This is a genomic window from Microbacterium sp. (genome assembly GCF_047602155.1).
GTDB lineage: Bacteria > Actinomycetota > Actinomycetes > Actinomycetales > Microbacteriaceae > Microbacterium.
On the sequence record NZ_JASGHZ010000001.1, the window covers coordinates 1,262,963 to 1,281,185 of the forward strand.

General features: G+C 69.2%; 2 protein-coding genes and 2 CRISPR repeat arrays (1 of these 4 only partly in view). Of the genes, one reads left to right on the forward strand and one right to left on the reverse strand.

Going from position 1 to position 18,223, the window contains the following annotated elements; genetic code table 11:
- The first annotated feature begins 55 nt into the window (after window positions 1–55).
- Window positions 56–1,129, forward strand: coding sequence for an IS630 family transposase (locus QM720_RS06000; protein ID WP_415125234.1), 1,074 nt, complete (start codon window positions 56–58; stop codon window positions 1,127–1,129).
- 102 nt (window positions 1,130–1,231) lie between these two features.
- Window positions 1,232–7,759: a CRISPR direct-repeat array (repeat unit 29 nt; unit sequence GGGATCATCCCCGCGGACGCGGGGAGCAC).
- Window positions 7,760–7,800: 41 nt separating this feature from the next.
- On the opposite strand, the gene QM720_RS06005 is transcribed toward QM720_RS06000, so the two are convergent.
- A complete protein-coding gene (locus QM720_RS06005; protein ID WP_415124060.1) occupies window positions 7,801–8,703 on the reverse strand; it encodes an IS982 family transposase in 903 nt (300 codons plus the stop codon).
- A gap of 96 nt (window positions 8,704–8,799) precedes the next feature.
- Window positions 8,800–18,223: a CRISPR direct-repeat array (repeat unit 29 nt; unit sequence GGGATCATCCCCGCGGACGCGGGGAGCAC); it runs 2,568 nt beyond the window's last position.

The window sequence follows — 18,223 nt, forward strand, 5'->3', positions numbered from 1 at the left end:
ACTAGTGTCGCGTGTCGTTAGTTCCTAAAGGGTTGGATGGTTGGGAGAATTGGCTATGGCGAATTCTCCGGCTCCTGCGCTGCGGCTGTTCGATGGCGACGAGTCCATGCTGCGTGGCTGGCTCCGGTCGACAACGGTGCGTGCGGGTGATGCGAAGCGGGCGCGGATCGTGTTGCTGGCCTCGGAGGGAGTCGCGAATACGCGGATCGCTGAGCTCACGGATGCGTCGGTCGTGACGGTGTTGAAGTGGCGGGCCCGGTACGAAGAGCTCGGGATCGCGGGTTTGGGCGACGCGGATCGGTCCGGAAGACCACGTCATCTGGACCACGCGGACATCGTCGCTGCGACGTTGACCTCGCCGCCGAAGAAGTACGGGGTAACGCACTGGTCATCCCGGCTGCTGGCCAGGCATCTGAAAATCGGGAACGCAACGGTTGCCAGGGCGTGGCGAGAGTACGGGGTGCAGCCGTGGAAGTCGGAGACGTTCAAGTTCTCCACCGATCCGGAACTGGTCGGCAAAGTCACGGACGTCGTCGGTCTGTACCTCGCACCGCCGGAGAACGCGATCGTGCTGTGCGTGGACGAGAAGAGCCAGATCCAGGCGCTGGATCGCACCGCGCCGATGCTGCCGATGCGCATCGGGGACGCTGAGAAGCGCACCCATGACTACAAACGGCACGGCACGACGACACTGTTCGCCGCGCTGGAGATCGCGACCGGGCACGTCACCGGAGCGGTCAAGCCGAAGCACCGCCGGCAGGAGTTCCTGGCGTTCCTGCGGCAAATCGACCGCGCCTACCCCGACGTCGAACTGCACCTCGTGATGGACAACTACGCCACCCACAAGACCCCGGAAGTGAAGGCCTGGCTCGAGCAACGCCCCCGCTTCCACGTCCATTTCACACCGACATCAGGATCCTGGCTGAATCTCGTCGAAGTCTGGTTCGGAATCATCGACAAGCAGGCCATCCGCCGCGGAATCTTCACCAGCGTGAACGACCTCAACGCGAAGATCAGACAATTCATCACTGGCTGGAACGACCGGAAGCATCCTTTCGTCTGGACCAAGACCCCGGAACAGATCCTCGCGAAAGCCAACCGTCAACCAACTTCAGAAACGCGACACTAGATGAGTGAGTCCGTTTGGCTTGTTTGGCTTTGATTTCGCGTGGGCGCTGTTAACGGGAGGCGGCGAGCACCTCATGCTCCGCGTGTACAACCCGGCAACCGTGGGATCATCCCCGCGCACGCGGGGAGCACCTGACGGCGACACCGCCGAGGACGAGGAACGGGGGATCATCCCCGCGGACGCGGGGAGCACGCTCCTGCGCCGCGTTCCCCGTCCCGCTACTGGGGATCATCCCCGCGGACGCGGGGAGCACATCGGCCCCTTGCCGCCGGTCGCTTTGCCGGCCGGATCATCCCCGCGGACGCGGGGAGCACCTTGTTCGAGAGTGAGACAGCTCAAGAACGAAGGGATCATCCCCGCGGACGCGGGGAGCACTGCCGAGCACGGCGACGACACCGAGGCGATCAGGGATCATCCCCGCGGACGCGGGGAGCACGTGGGGAGGGTGAGGCTGGTCATGGTGTGGTCCGGATCATCTCCGCGGACGCGGGGAGCACGGCGCTGACAAGCTCCGCGAGGCCCGCGACGACGGATCATCCCCGCGGACGCGGGGAGCACGGTGGCGCCGACAACGCCGTCCGCCTCTACCCGGGATCATCCCCGCGGACGCGGGGAGCACTCCGACACCGACCTCGACCGGTACGCGGGAGGGGGATCATCCTCGCGGACGCGGGGAGCACTTCGAGGCGGTCACCCGGGGGAAGGACGCGCCGGGATCATCCCCGCGGACGCGGGGAGCACAGCCAGACTGCGCGCAACGTCGCGGAGTCCTCGGGATCATCCCCGCGGACGCGGGGAGCACACGCTCGACGTCACCGACGACGCCCCGGTTGCGGGATCATCCCCGCGGACGCGGGGAGCACGATGCCGGTAAACCGGACGCCGGAATTCCGTCAACGGTGGAGGGCGAGGGATCATCCCCGCGGACGCGGGGAGCACCGGAGCGTGTTCCTGGCCGAGTACGGCGGTTGGGGATCATCCCCGCGGACGCGGGGAGCACGGCGACCAGCTCACGCCGCTCTGCACGGTGGCGGGATCATCCCCGCGGATGCGGGGAGCACTCACAGTCCGACCACAGCCAACCAACCGGCGGGGGATCATCCCCGCGGGCGCGGGGAGCACGAAGTCGCCCATGTCGTCTTCCTCTTCCTCCGGGGATTATCCCCGCGGACGCGGGGAGCACACCGCCTTCGGGATCGTCGCCACATCCGTGGACGGATCATCCCCGCGGACGCGGGGAGCACAGGACTCCGATCCGGTCGACGAGGCCGCGCACGGGATCATCCCCGCGGACGCGGGGAGCACGTCGATGACGGACTGGGTGCCACACCGTACCTGGGATCATCCCCGCGGACGCGGGGAGCACGTGCCGGGCAACGGCGCCGAGGACGTGGCCGTGGGATCATCCCCGCGGACGCGGGGAGCACACCGGTTGCGGCGTCTTTCTGGGTGATCTGCCAGGATCATCCCCGCGGACGCGGGGAGCACGACGATCTCGCCGAGTCCGACATGTGGGATCGGGGATCATCCCCGCGGATGCGGGGAGCACGCATGATGCCGGCCTGGTGCTGCGGGATGGTCGGGATCATCCCCGCGGACGCGGGGAGCACGGGTGCCAGGTGCCGGGTAGCGGCCTGGAGGTCGGATCATCCCCGCGGACGCGGGGAGCACCTCCCATCGAGGCCCGCCTATCCCTGGACGACGGGATCATCCCCGCGGACGCGGGGAGCACCTTCGACCCCATTCGATGGAGGTCACTTGCCCGGGATCATCCCCGCGGACGCGGGGAGCACTCGAATGGGATCGGGTCGGTGATGAGCTCGACCGGATCATCCCCGCGGACGCGGGGAGCACGAGTTCTTCTACCCCGTACCCGGTGCCGAGCACGGATCATCCCCGCGGACGCGGGGAGCACAGCACTATCAGAGGCCCGCCTGCGTGCTGACTGGGATCATCCCCGCGGACGCGGGGAGCACATCGGTGGCGCGGGCATGAACCTCGTGGGCGGGGGATCATCCCCGCGGACGCGGGGAGCACCCCGCACCCGCCGCCGCCACCTTCGATCTGCTGGGATCATCCCCGCGGACGCGGGGAGCACCGCCGACCAGGCGAACCGGGACCGGGCCGGAAGGGATCATCCCCGCGGACGCGGGGAGCACGGGGTGGCGGCGGGCGATGTGATCGTGGTGACGGGATCATCCCCGCGGACGCGGGGAGCACCAACGAGAACCCCGTCAGGAACACTTGACGGGGGGATCATCCCCGCGGACGCGGGGAGCACGAGGTAGGCGCCGGGCCAAGTGCGCTCGGCGGGGGATCATCCCCGCGGACGCGGGGAGCACACCATTGCGCCCTGGTGGACGAACAGCCACCACGGATCATCCCCGCGGACGCGGGGAGCACGTGTCGGTCTTCGTCCACTCCTGCACGAAGAACGGATCATCCCCGCGGACGCGGGGAGCACCGCCGGCACAGCCGGGCAGACCGCGATGTGCCAGGGATCATCCCCGCGGACGCGGGGAGCACGACGATGTCCTGCCGATCGGGGTCACGGTGACGGGATCATCCCCGCGGACGCGGGGAGCACTCGTACGAGTGGACCCCGATTGCGGGGTTGCCGGGATCATCCCCGCGGACGCGGGGAGCACACCCGTCCGGTGACGCGTTCCTGGCAGTTCAGGGGATCATCCCCGCGGACGCGGGGAGCACTCGGTGGGTGTGAACACCGCCCCCGAGACAAGGGGATCATCCCCGCGGACGCGGGGAGCACTCGATCTGCCGATACTCGTAGTCGGCGGGCACGGGATCATCCCCGCGGACGCGGGGAGCACGTCGTGTCGCACCGTGCACAATGGGCGGTGACCGGGATCATCCCCGCGGACGCGGGGAGCACGACGGCGTCGACGAGCACGCGTCCCTTTCGTCGGGATCATCCCCGCGGACGCGGGGAGCACCAATGGGTGGCGGCTTCGGTTGAACGCGGAGGGGGATCATCCCCGCGGACGCGGGGAGCACCCAAATTGGCGAATTGATCGCGGCGTGTCGCAAGGGATCATCCCCGCGGACGCGGGGAGCACGTGAAGGGGACGGCGAGTAACCCGCTCATCTTCGGATCATCCCCGCGGACGCGGGGAGCACGCGATGACGGGTACGCGATCACGGCGACCGATCGGATCATCCCCGCGGACGCGGGGAGCACCGCCGCGTTCAATCTTCCCCGTTGCGCATTCTGGGATCATCCCCGCGGACGCGGGGAGCACGCTGAGGAACCGGGTGGGTCGGGATCACTTGGGGGATCATCCCCGCGGACGCGGGGAGCACGAACGGCAAGTAGGCCCGGTCATGGATGCAGCGGGATCATCCCCGCGGACGCGGGGAGCACGCGACGTCGCCGGCACCGCCCGGGGAAGTCCAGGGATCATCCCCGCGGACGCGGGGAGCACGGGCGCGGCCGTCTCCGCGAAGCTCCAGAAAGTGGGATCATCCCCGCGGACGCGGGGAGCACTGCAACTGCGAGTGCCATCTGGAGCAGAAGGCGGGATCATCCCCGCGGACGCGGGGAGCACTATTCGGCTGAATGCAAGGACATGCCCTTGCAGGGATCATCCCCGCGGACGCGGGGAGCACTACTGGCTGCCCCGGTCAAGCACACGAAACACGGGATCATCCCCGCGGACGCGGGGAGCACGCCACCAGCAAGTCACGAAGCTTCCAGAGCTGGGGATCATCCCCGCGGACGCGGGGAGCACTCGTTCTGGCGGGACCGGGCAGCCGCAAGGGTGGGATCATCCCCGCGGACGCGGGGAGCACGGGTCGCCGATGGCGTTGCTGATGCTGCCCAGCAGCGTCTCGACGGGATCATCCCCGCGGACGCGGGGAGCACCCCTGATGAACGTACAGCCACCACTTCGTCCAGGGATCATCCCCGCGGACGCGGGGAGCACACCGGCGAGTGGAGCTGGCCCCCGCCGCAGGAGGGATCATCCCCGCGGACGCGGGGAGCACGTGGCGTTGTCGCAGACGTACTGGATCGTGGCGGGATCATCCCCGCGGACGCGGGGAGCACCCGGTCGAGCACCGCGATGTCAACGGAATGCCAGGATCATCCCCGCGGACGCGGGGAGCACACTCCTAGGGAGGAAGAGGAAGACATGAGAAAGGGATCATCCCCGCGGACGCGGGGAGCACGGCGTGATGAAGCGCGAGGGCGGGCCTGCCCGGGGATCATCCCCGCGGACGCGGGGAGCACATAAAGTCGCTGCCGGTGCTCTGCACAGGGGAGGGATCATCCCCGCGGACGCGGGGAGCACGCTGACCGCAGAGCCGTTGCTCGAGCTCGTCGGGGATCATCCCCGCGGACGCGGGGAGCACACCGGGGCCACGTGGGAGACGAGGGTCGGGCGGGGATCATCCCCGCGGACGCGGGGAGCACCCCCTGCTCTATCGGGTCAGGAACCGGATGATCGGATCATCCCCGCGGACGCGGGGAGCACTCGTCGATCATGGGGATCAGAGCACCCCACGTGGGATCATCCCCGCGGACGCGGGGAGCACGGTACCGCGTGGGTCGGGCACCGCCTCACGACGGGATCATCCCCGCGGACGCGGGGAGCACTCGACGGACGACTTCCCCGAGAAGTGGCAGCTGGGATCATCCCCGCGGACGCGGGGAGCACTCTGCCTCTGGTGCCCTGGAGGGGCTCTCGGAGGGATCATCCCCGCGGACGCGGGGAGCACAGTGTCGAGGGCATTCAGTATGCAGGCGAGCTGGGATCATCCCCGCGGACGCGGGGAGCACGCGCGTGTCGACGTTCGCCACGTCGGCGAGGGTGGGATCATCCCCGCGGACGCGGGGAGCACACCGGGGCCACGTGGGAGACGAGGGTCGGGCGGGGATCATCCCCGCGGACGCGGGGAGCACGAGCACGAAGAGGTCTTCATCTTCGGCGCGTGGGGATCATCCCCGCGGACGCGGGGAGCACCTGGGCTGGCATTCCTCGGCGGCGCGACATGCGGGATCATCCCCGCGGACGCGGGGAGCACACGCCGGGCTCATATGCCTCTACGGTGTACCTGGGATCATCCCCGCGGACGCGGGGAGCACGGTGTCGACAAGGCTCTCAGGCTCGTCAATGAGGGATCATCCCCGCGGACGCGGGGAGCACCGTTCATCTCCGACGTGTGGAACACATGGATCGGGATCATCCCCGCGGACGCGGGGAGCACACTCAAACAAGAAGTTGGTTCGGGAGCTACGCGGGATCATCCCCGCGGACGCGGGGAGCACGACCATTCCTTCGTCACGACCCCGTACGGGCCGGGATCATCCCCGCGGACGCGGGGAGCACCCCGTCAACTACCCACCCGATGGAGAGGTTCCGGGATCATCCCCGCGGACGCGGGGAGCACTGCTGCTCGTTGCCGATCGGAAGGATGGCGTTGGGATCATCCCCGCGGACGCGGGGAGCACGTCGCCCCCGACCCGGAAGTGTTGCGGATGACGGGATCATCCCCGCGGACGCGGGGAGCACCACTACGACGGCACCTACTTCAAGACGGTCAAGGGATCATCCCCGCGGACGCGGGGAGCACGGACGAGGCCACCGCGCAGGGGCCGACTGCGGGGGATCATCCCCGCGGACGCGGGGAGCACGCCGGCCACGCGGCGGCGATCTCCTGCAGATTCGGATCATCCCCGCGGACGCGGGGAGCACGCATGGGCGATAACGGACGACTGGGGGATACCGGGATCATCCCCGCGGACGCGGGGAGCACTTCAGCAGCCCGATCGTCGGGTCGCCGATTGCGGGATCATCCCCGCGGACGCGGGGAGCACCGCAGCTGGTCGGCGAGCGCAGTGACGTCGATGGGATCATCCCCGCGGACGCGGGGAGCACCGTGAGTGCGCCCGCATGATCCGCGGCCAAGAGGGATCATCCCCGCGGACGCGGGGAGCACGTCGAAGAAGTCCAGTATCTGGTTCACCCATCGGGATCATCCCCGCGGACGCGGGGAGCACGTGACGCTGATGCGTCAGGGCGGGAAGACCACCGGATCATCCCCGCGGACGCGGGGAGCACGGACCGGATCACGAACGTGGTCTTGTCTTCGCGGGATCATCCCCGCGGACGCGGGGAGCACTTCATCATGCCGACATCATGACCCCATTTCGGGGGATCATCCCCGCGGACGCGGGGAGCACCTTCGTGATGGCCCGCACGATCAGCGCGGACTGGGATCATCCCCGCGGACGCGGGGAGCACCTCGGTGCGGCGCTGCGCGTCGCGCATCCCGCGGGATCATCCCCGCGGACGCGGGGAGCACTGGTAGATCCCCGCGACACCACCCCCGAGGGAGGGATCATCCCCGCGGACGCGGGGAGCACGACCTGGCCGAGAAGATGCACACCTACTGGGAGGGATCATCCCCGCGGACGCGGGGAGCACGTCCGCGTATACCGCGGCGGCGGCGTCGTTGGGGGATCATCCCCGCGGACGCGGGGAGCACGCGCCGACCGCTGCGGCAGCGGCGCGGGCCTCGGGATCATCCCCGCGGACGCGGGGAGCACACGGCACCCGCGGGACCGAACCCAGCGAACGCGGGATCATCCCCGCGGACGCGGGGAGCACCGCCGACGTCGCAGTCCTCTAGATGGGTGAGTCCGATCGTTTTCAGTGGTCGTAGGCGATGAGGGATCGTTTGTTGGGGGCGTCGGTGAGCCAGTTGTGCCAGATTCCGGCGGCGAGGGCGAGGAGGCGGGCGGCGACGCGGGAGTAGACCCCTGCGGGTGTTCTGCCGCCGTGGTCTTCGAGGGTGAGTTGTCCTTTCAATGTGTCGAACACGGACTCGACCCATTGCCGGATGCCGCCGAGCTTCCCGAACCTGGGGTTCTCGTCCTTCCGGTCGGGACGGATCAGGTGTCCGCCGAGTTCGTCGGTGATGAAGGCCTCGAACTCGCGGCCCGCGAACCCCTTATCGCCGACGATCACCTGTCCAGGGCGGACGAGATGCTGGTCGTGCCGGAGTAGTGCCTCGGTGACCTCGCGTTCTCCGATCTTCGGGTTCGCGAGCCCCCAGATCACGGGCATCCCGTCGGGAGTGCAGACAAGGTAGAGCCGGAACCCCCAGAAGTATCGGGAGTGGGATGCACAGTACCCGTAGCCGGCATGCCCGGCCAGGTCGGAGCGTTTCACGGTCTCCCTCGACGCGGCGCAGGGCACCGGGGTCGAGTCGACCAGCCGGGTGATCTCACCCCAGGACGGGGTGTCGCGAGCGAGCTCGGTGATCACCGCCGACAGCAGCCCAGTGGCTTGCCGGACGCGTTTGCCCCATCCGGACTGTCCAGGCAGGTTCGGGAACATCCCGATGAAGTGCTTCCGTGCGTGCCGGATCCACTTACGGTCCGACGCAATCCCGAGCAGATGCTGCGCGACCAGCAGACACAACAGCTCGACGTCGTTGAGCGCGGGCTTACGGCCCGGTGAACGATCCCGGGTGAAGCCGATCGCTGGAAGGATCCGGTCATCGAGGTGGACGTAGAGTGTGATCAGGAGGGTGTTGAGTTCAGTTTTCACACACCGGGGTTAACACCCTCCGCCTCGCATTAACAGCGTCCACGCCGCGTCAGAGCCAAACAAGCCAAACGGACTCACTCATCTAGGAGGCCGTGTGGGATCATCCCCGCGGACGCGGGGAGCACGCTCGTTCCCTTGATCGAACCTGTCGCCGCTCGGGATCATCCCCGCGGACGCGGGGAGCACCGCTTCGCTGTGCCGTCGGGTAGTCCGATGTCGGGATCATCCCCGCGGACGCGGGGAGCACCGCCGCCGGGTCGCGTCGTACTCTGCGCTCGTGGGATCATCCCCGCGGACGCGGGGAGCACAGCCTCTCCGCGCTGGCGCTGTGGGGCCACCTGGGATCATCCCCGCGGACGCGGGGAGCACCCCGCCGAACTCGACGTCGCGCTCGATGGCGAGGGATCATCCCCGCGGACGCGGGGAGCACACGGCGTCCTGCGCTTCCTCGCGCGTGGCGCCGGGATCATCCCCGCGGACGCGGGGAGCACGGCTACCGCGACGCCAACGCCGAGGTAGACAAGGGATCATCCCCGCGGACGCGGGGAGCACTACGCCTAGCATTTTTAGTGTTAATCTCTAGCGGGATCATTCCCGCGGACGCGGGGAGCACTTCGTGGCGAAACGTACAATATCCCGGTAATCGGGATCATCCCCGCGGACGCGGGGAGCACCACGCTGGACGCGACTCTGCTCCAGTTCAAGGGCGGATCATCCCCGCGGACGCGGGGAGCACCCTTCCCGATCCTGCCGTGGGCGGGCAGAACGGGGATCATCCCCGCGGACGCGGGGAGCACCTGGACGCGACGAACGGTCTGGACACTGGCGTGGGATCATCCCCGCGGACGCGGGGAGCACCCTTCCCGATCCTGCCGTGGGCGGGCAGAACGGGGATCATCCCCGCGGACGCGGGGAGCACCTGGACGCGACGAACGGTCTGGACACTGGCGTGGGATCATCCCCGCGGACGCGGGGAGCACCCTTCCCGATCCTGCCGTGGGCGGGCAGAACGGGGATCATCCCCGCGGACGCGGGGAGCACTCCTTTCGTTAGGCTTTGTTACCTGTGAACATGGGATCATCCCCGCGGACGCGGGGAGCACGAGGGCGATACCTGCACCGTAGAACCGCGTGAGGGATCATCCCCGCGGACGCGGGGAGCACACGGTGCTGGAGCTGATCACACGGCCGAGGTCGGGATCATCCCCGCGGACGCGGGGAGCACCAGGCAGAGGCAGTCACCTCGATAAATGTGGAGGGATCATCCCCGCGGACGCGGGGAGCACTGCGGGGCCTACGGCATCCCTCCCATCGACACGGGATCATCCCCGCGGACGCGGGGAGCACTGACTCAAGGTAAGGCGACGCGTATACGGCACGGGATCATCCCCGCGGACGCGGGGAGCACACCGCACCCGACTGGATGGCCACGTTCGCCGGGGGATCATCCCCGCGGACGCGGGGAGCACGTGACGCCTTCCTGCGTGTGCTTATGATCCGGGGGATCATCCCCGCGGACGCGGGGAGCACAACGTCGACGCGGTCCGCGGCATCCGGGCACGGGGATCATCCCCGCGGACGCGGGGAGCACTGCGCCCATCCGAACGCTGTCCCTCGACCGCGACAATCATCCCCGCGGACGCGGGGAGCACTGACCCATCGCCTGCTGATCAGGCTTCACCGAGGGATCATCCCCGCGGACGCGGGGAGCACAATGTGGTGACAAGAGCCGAGCGGTTGGGTTTGGGATCATCCCCGCGGACGCGGGGAGCACAACGTCGACGCGGTCCGCGGCATCCGGGCACGGGGATCATCCCCGCGGACGCGGGGAGCACAGGAACTTCGGCGAGCCCGTGCTCAAGATGGTGGGATCATCCCCGCGGACGCGGGGAGCACTCGCGCATGCCCTCCACGGCCTGGAGGCACGAGGGATCATCCCCGCGGACGCGGGGAGCACGCTGACCGGATCGTAGAGACTCGAGCGCAGGCGGGATCATCCCCGCGGACGCGGGGAGCACATCGCAAAGGGGAGGACCATTGTCATGACATGGGGATCATCCCCGCGGACGCGGGGAGCACAAGTCCGTTACCACCCTCTCGTGTCCAATAATGGGATCATCCCCGCGGACGCGGGGAGCACGCTACCGGCGAGCGAATCGCTTTTCAGGAATGGGGATCATCCCCGCGGACGCGGGGAGCACTTCCGAGGGTTCGGCACCGCGCTGAAGCCCGCGGGATCATCCCCGCGGACGCGGGGAGTACCGCTCAAGCCAAGGGGGAAAAGCAATGACGTGGGGATCATCCCCGCGGACGCGGGGAGCACATCGCCCCTCCCGTGCTGAGGTAGCTAAGCATGGGATCATCCCCGCGGACGCGGGGAGCACCTGCTACCTGTGGATAACCGATTTGGTAGGGGGGGATCATCCCCGCGGACGCGGGGAGCACTTCGTCGACAGGATCGCCGGCGGGATGGACGCGGGATCATCCCCGCGGACGCGGGGAGCACATTGGTTAGCGTGTTTCCACCGATTTTTGCTAGGGATCATCCCCGCGGACGCGGGGAGCACTCCCGGCTGATGACGTCGGTCCCGTCGATCATGGGATCATCCCCGCGGACGCGGGGAGCACCCGTCGCCGGTCGCGAGTGCCACGTGCCCGTACGGATCATCCCCGCGGACGCGGGGAGCACGCGATCACCGTGCCCGTCGCGGGGAGCGCGTCGGGATCATCCCCGCGGACGCGGGGAGCACCTTCGTGATGGCCCGCACGATCAGCGCGGACTGGGATCATCCCCGCGGACGCGGGGAGCACTTCATCATGCCGACATCATGACCCCATTTCGGGGGATCATCCCCGCGGACGCGGGGAGCACAGCGTGGTGACCAACGCCGAGCGGTTGGGCTTGGGATCATCCCCGCGGACGCGGGGAGCACGCAGCTGTCGTCCGGTGGTGGGCAGCTGCAACAGGGATCATCCCCGCGGACGCGGGGAGCACGCAACGGGTACGGGTCGGGCGCACTGACCGGGCGGATCATCCCCGCGGACGCGGGGAGCACAACGTCTGGAACCCGGTCTTGGTGATCGTCCCGGGATCATCCCCGCGGACGCGGGGAGCACCCCGACGGGCCGGCCTCCGTCACCTACAAGGTGTCATCATCCCCGCGGACGCGGGGAGCACCCCGTGTGACGCGGGGATGATCCGGCTGACTTGGGATCATCCCCGCGGACGCGGGGAGCACAAGCTGCTCACCATCACGTCTCCGACCGGCACGGGATCATCCCCGCGGACGCGGGGAGCACCGAGTCGGCGATGTAGTCGTCGACGTCGAACGGGGATCATCCCCGCGGACGCGGGGAGCACGCCGCAGACCCCACCGACCTCATGCTCGCCGCTGGATCATCCCCGCGGACGCGGGGAGCACAAGGTCATCGTTGCGGCCAAGGAGGCGCTCACGGGATCATCCCCGCGGACGCGGGGAGCACGCTGGCCGTCTCGTGATCCTGCGCGAAGCTCAGGGATCATCCCCGCGGACGCGGGGAGCACCCGAGTCTTCATGACCCGACCTCCCTTTTCTTGGGATCATCCCCGCGGACGCGGGGAGCACCGGTGTCGTCGCGGTGGTTGATGGCCGACACGGGGATCATCCCCGCGGACGCGGGGAGCACATGCTCGCGGTCTTCATCCAAGCGGCGTACTCCGGATCATCCCCGCGGACGCGGGGAGCACATGTTTGAATTTCCTTTCATTGCTGTCTAACGGGGATCATCCCCGCGGACGCGGGGAGCACGACCCCGAACCCGACGCCGATTTCAAATTCCCGGGATCATCCCCGCGGACGCGGGGAGCACGATGCGTCGGGTGATGGTGCGGGTGGCGGACAGGGATCATCCCCGCGGACGCGGGGAGCACGATGCGGGTGTGGGCGCTCCGATGCGGGCCGTGGGATCATCCCCGCGGACGCGGGGAGCACCGCGCCCGTGTCTCTCGTGTCGGTTGAGATGCGGGATCATCCCCGCGGACGCGGGGAGCACTCGAGCGTCCTGGTCGCAGGAGTCGGAGGCGGCGGATCATCCCCGCGGACGCGGGGAGCACGACGCCCCGCTGGACGAGGCGACCGCAGCAGAGGGATCATCCCCGCGGACGCGGGGAGCACGGTACCGCGTGGGTCGGGCACCGCCTCACGGCGGGATCATCCCCGCGGACGCGGGGAGCACCTCCACGTCGTGTACGCGTAGACCCACGGCCCCGGATCATCCCCGCGGACGCGGGGAGCACCGCAGGCGGGTCGCGTCGTACTCCGCGCTCGTGGGATCATCCCCGCGGACGCGGGGAGCACGACCAGGCGCTGTTCGGATCCGACCAGATCGCGGGATCATCCCCGCGGACGCGGGGAGCACTTCAGCAGCCCGATCGTCGGGTCGCCGATTGCGGGATCATCCCCGCGGACGCGGGGAGCACTTCAGCAGCCCGATCGTCGGGTCGCCGATTGCGGGATCATCCCCGCGGACGCGGGGAGCACTCGGAAGGGGGCTCCCTCCAGGGGCTCTCCGAGGGATCATCCCCGCGGACGCGGGGAGCACCGCCGGGTTGATCGGGCCGAGACACACGGCCACGGATCATCCCCGCGGACGCGGGGAGCACGACGCGCGCGGCATGCACCGCATCGAGTACACGGGATCATCCCCGCGGACGCGGGGAGCACGAGAACGTCGTTGAGGTCGCCGACTGGGAACTGGGATCATCCCCGCGGACGCGGGGAGCACTCGGAAGGGGGCTCCCTCCAGGGGATCAGCGAGGGATCATCCCCGCGGACGCGGGGAGCACGACGTGTGGCACTCGAATACGGGCGCCACGTCGGGATCATCCCCGCGGACGCGGGGAGCACGACCCGACCTTCAGCCAGGTCAAGTTCGGTGCGGGATCATCCCCGCGGACGCGGGGAGCACACGGTGCCGGTCGCGAGGCGGGGAATGTGGACGGGATCATCCCCGCGGACGCGGGGAGCACTCCCTGCAGCACCTGCTGACGGGGCTCCGGGACGGATCATCCCCGCGGACGCGGGGAGCACCCCTCTGGGATGGGGGCGTCTTTCGCGTCGGGGGGATCATCCCCGCGGACGCGGGGAGCACGCGGACAGCTGGCCATTGCTCTGGAGTGTCCCAGGATCATCCCCGCGGACGCGGGGAGCACAGCGTCGTGACGAGCGCGGAGCGGTTGGGCTTGGGATCATCCCCGCGGACGCGGGGAGCACTGGGCTCTTATCCGCGCGCTCACGTCGGGAAGGCGGATCATCCCCGCGGACGCGGGGAGCACGGTCGCAGAAAGACGGAGCTATCCGAGCAGTCGGGATCATCCCCGCGGACGCGGGGAGCACTCTGCCACTGGAGCGCTCGTGGGACTCAGCGAGGGATCATCCCCGCGGACGCGGGGAGCACGACGGCAGCGCCAGCGTCGCCGCGAACCTGTCGGGATCATCCCCGCGGACGCGGGGAGCACGGTACCGCGTGGGTCGGGCACCGCCTCACAACGGGATCATCCCCGCGGACGCGGGGAGCACGAACACGTGATCATCGACGCCGGCACGCTGCAGGGATCATCCCCGCGGACGCGGGGAGCACGCGCGAGGCGGGCGTTGATCCCGTCGAGTTCGGGGATCATCCCCGCGGACGCGGGGAGCACACGGAGTTATCCGGGATATCATTCGCTACCAGGGGATCATCCCCGCGGACGCGGGGAGCACGCCCAGCCCTTCGGGCGGTCGCCCTCTTGCAACGGATCATCCCCGCGGACGCGGGGAGCACGTGCACGTATGTTGCGGCGCGGCCCGAACCGTAGGATCATCCCCGCGGACGCGGGGAGCACCTGGAAGATGATGGAACAAAACTCTATGCACACGGGATCATCCCCGCGGACGCGGGGAGCACCGCTCAATGAACTTAGCGGTTCGATTGAACCTGGGATCATCCCCGCGGACGCGGGGAGCACGCCATCAATGTATGTGATGGGCATTTTATTCAAGGGATCATCCTCGCGGACGCGGGGAGCACTGGGTGGTGGCGCTGGTGGTGTTCTTGGCGGCGGGATCATCCCCGCGGACGCGGGGAGCACCCGGTCGCGTCGAAAGCGGGATTGATGCTCCAGGGATCATCCCCGCGGACGCGGGGAGCACTCCGGCACCGAGCCGACCTGGTAGCGAATCACGGGATCATCCCCGCGGACGCGGGGAGCACACCGTGCCCGACACGATGACCCGCGGGTCCACCGGATCATCCCCGCGGACGCGGGGAGCACCGCGTTGAACAGCACAACGCGTCGCGCCGCGCGGGATCATCCCCGCGGACGCGGGGAGCACGTCTTCGCTCTGATCGTGTGGGCCTCGTATTGGGGATCATCCCCGCGGACGCGGGGAGCACGTCGCGATCATCGCGAGCGTCTTACCGCCACCGGGATCATCCCCGCGGACGCGGGGAGCACCGCAAGTCGTCCACCGCGATGAAGCCCTCCGAGGGATCATCCCCGCGGACGCGGGGAGCACCTTAGCATCAGTGGACATGCGTTCTCCTAAGCGGGATCATCCCCGCGGACGCGGGGAGCACCCATCAATGTATGTGATGGGCATTTCATTCAAGGGATCATCCCCGCGGACGCGGGGAGCACCGGGCGATCGAGATCCCGGTGACGCGCCCGTCGGGATCATCCCCGCGGACGCGGGGAGCACCTCAGCCTCCGCCGCCTCATCGCTGATAATGAGGGATCATCCCCGCGGACGCGGGGAGCACCTCCAGCGCCGGTACGACGACTCGGCCTATCAGGGATCATCCCCGCGGACGCGGGGAGCACCCTGTAGCCATGGTGTTCTCCCCTTAGAGGTTGGGATCATCCCCGCGGACGCGGGGAGCACTGCGTGTTGTGCGAGCGCTGCGGACCATTCGGGGGATCATCCCCGCGGACGCGGGGAGCACGTCGCTGCTGTGATCCGAGGGGGACATCGTGCGGGATCATCCCCGCGGACGCGGGGAGCACGGTGTCGTTGCGGTCTCCGCGCTAGTACTCGCGGGATCATCCCCGCGGACGCGGGGAGCACGCGTCGCTCCGTCGCGTCGGCATCCAGGTCACGGGATCATCCCCGCGGACGCGGGGAGCACGGGTCTTGGGTGGGCAACGGCAGTGGCACATGGGGATCATCCCCGCGGACGCGGGGAGCACGGGAGCTCGAACGATGCCGCCGCGGTGTTCGCGGGATCATCCCCGCGGACGCGGGGAGCACTTCGCCACGGTTCACGCTGCGCGCCACGATCCGGGATCATCCCCGCGGACGCGGGGAGCACTCGGAGAGCCCGAGCGTCGACGCGAGATGGTTGGGATCATCCCCGCGGACGCGGGGAGCACGGTTCGTAACGCATTCATGGAAACATTCAAACGGGATCATCCCCGCGGACGCGGGGAGCACACCATGCTCGTACTGCACGCCATCGAAGGCCCGGGATCATCCCCGCGGACGCGGGGAGCACCCGATTGCTCGCTGCACGGTGCGTACGTCGGCGGGATCATCCCCGCGGACGCGGGGAGCACAAGACCTACAAGAGCCGCAGAGGCGCCAAGACGGGATCATCCCCGCGGACGCGGGGAGCACGCCCCTCAGTCATCGCGCCGAGGGGCTGATTTGGGATCATCCCCGCGGACGCGGGGAGCACAACGCTGCGGTGGCCGACGCCGGGAGCGTGAACGGATCATCCCCGCGGACGCGGGGAGCACTGATCGACGTCTTCGGGAGCTACGCGGTCAGCGGGATCATCCCCGCGGACGCGGGGAGCACACACGCCACCTACTGGGACTGTCGCAGGCCGAGGGATCATCCCCGCGGACGCGGGGAGCACCATCACTGATCGGGGCGATGAACCCGAGCCTGGGGATCATCCCCGCGGACGCGGGGAGCACTTGTGACTTTTCTACAAGGTTGTTCGGCGTGTCGGGATCATCCCCGCGGACGCGGGGAGCACTTCGAGAGAGAGGGAAGCGAGCCGAGGCGAGAGGGATCATCCCCGCGGACGCGGGGAGCACAACGTCTGGAACCCGGTCTTGGTGATCGTCCCGGGATCATCCCCGCGGACGCGGGGAGCACACGGCGCGGTGCGCGCGAGCCCGATGGCGAGCGGGATCATCCCCGCGGACGCGGGGAGCACTTCCAAGAGGTCGCGGCCAACGCGTTCGCTGGGGGATCATCCCCGCGGACGCGGGGAGCACGCCCTCCCTCGCCGTGGAGTGACCCCATGCCCAGGATCATCCCCGCGGACGCGGGGAGCACTCGAGGCGGGTCGCGAGCACGCCGATTCGCTCGGGATCATCCCCGCGGACGCGGGGAGCACGTGGGCAGTGGTGGCGGCGCGGTGGTAGGCGGGGGATCATCCCCGCGGACGCGGGGAGCACCGGATGGTCTTGTCCTGGAGGCCGTAGACCTTGGGATCATCCCCGCGGACGCGGGGAGCACATCCCGGCACTCATCGCAGACCCCGGCACGGAGGGATCATCCCCGCGGACGCGGGGAGCACCCTCACCCTCCGCCCGCCTCTGGCTCTACGGCGGGATCATCCCCGCGGACGCGGGGAGCACGAGCGGTTCTACAAGTGGGGCATGTTCCGCGGGGGATCATCCCCGCGGACGCGGGGAGCACTCAGTGTCAAACCGGATGGAGACTGAGTGTCAGGGGATCATCCCCGCGGACGCGGGGAGCACATCCGCCGCCACTGTTCCGCGATGGTATCGATGGGATCATCCCCGCGGACGCGGGGAGCACTCGCGAGCACGTGGGAGCCGGTGATTCTGTGTGGGATCATCCCCGCGGACGCGGGGAGCACCGCCCGGCGCCGGATCGTGTGTATCTGGAGGCGGGATCATCCCCGCGGACGCGGGGAGCACCCGAGGGTTGACGAGATGAGCACGTTGGACGCGGGATCATCCCCGCGGACGCGGGGAGCACGTCGACGCGGTGCTCGCCATGGAGCTGGTCACGGGATCATCCCCGCGGACGCGGGGAGCACGATGTGACCACGTACGCGGATGCGGTGAACTTGGGATCATCCCCGCGGACGCGGGGAGCACAGCTTCAAGCCGGGCACCGCACCCGCCACCGAGGGATCATCCCCGCGGACGCGGGGAGCACGATGTGACCACGTACGCGGATGCGGTGAACTTGGGATCATCCCCGCGGACGCGGGGAGCACGCCGCCGGAACCGCGACGAAAGCAATCGACGAGGGATCATCCCCGCGGACGCGGGGAGCACATGCGGGCTTGCATCGCTGGTGCCGCGCCCCAGGGATCATCCCCGCGGACGCGGGGAGCACGGCGACCGCAACGCGCTTGTGGACGACCTGGAGGGATCATCCCCGCGGACGCGGGGAGCACAGCTTCAAGCCGGGCACCGCACCCGCCACCGAGGGATCATCCCCGCGGACGCGGGGAGCACCCTCAGTGGAGGTTCCTGATCGTGACCGTGACGGGATCATCCCCGCGGACGCGGG

What these genes read in the sequence shown, in the direction of transcription:
- QM720_RS06000 (WP_415125234.1), top strand. Translation starts at nt 56, where the DNA reads ATGGCGAATTCTCCGGCTCCTGCGCTGCGGCTGTTCGATGGCGACGAG.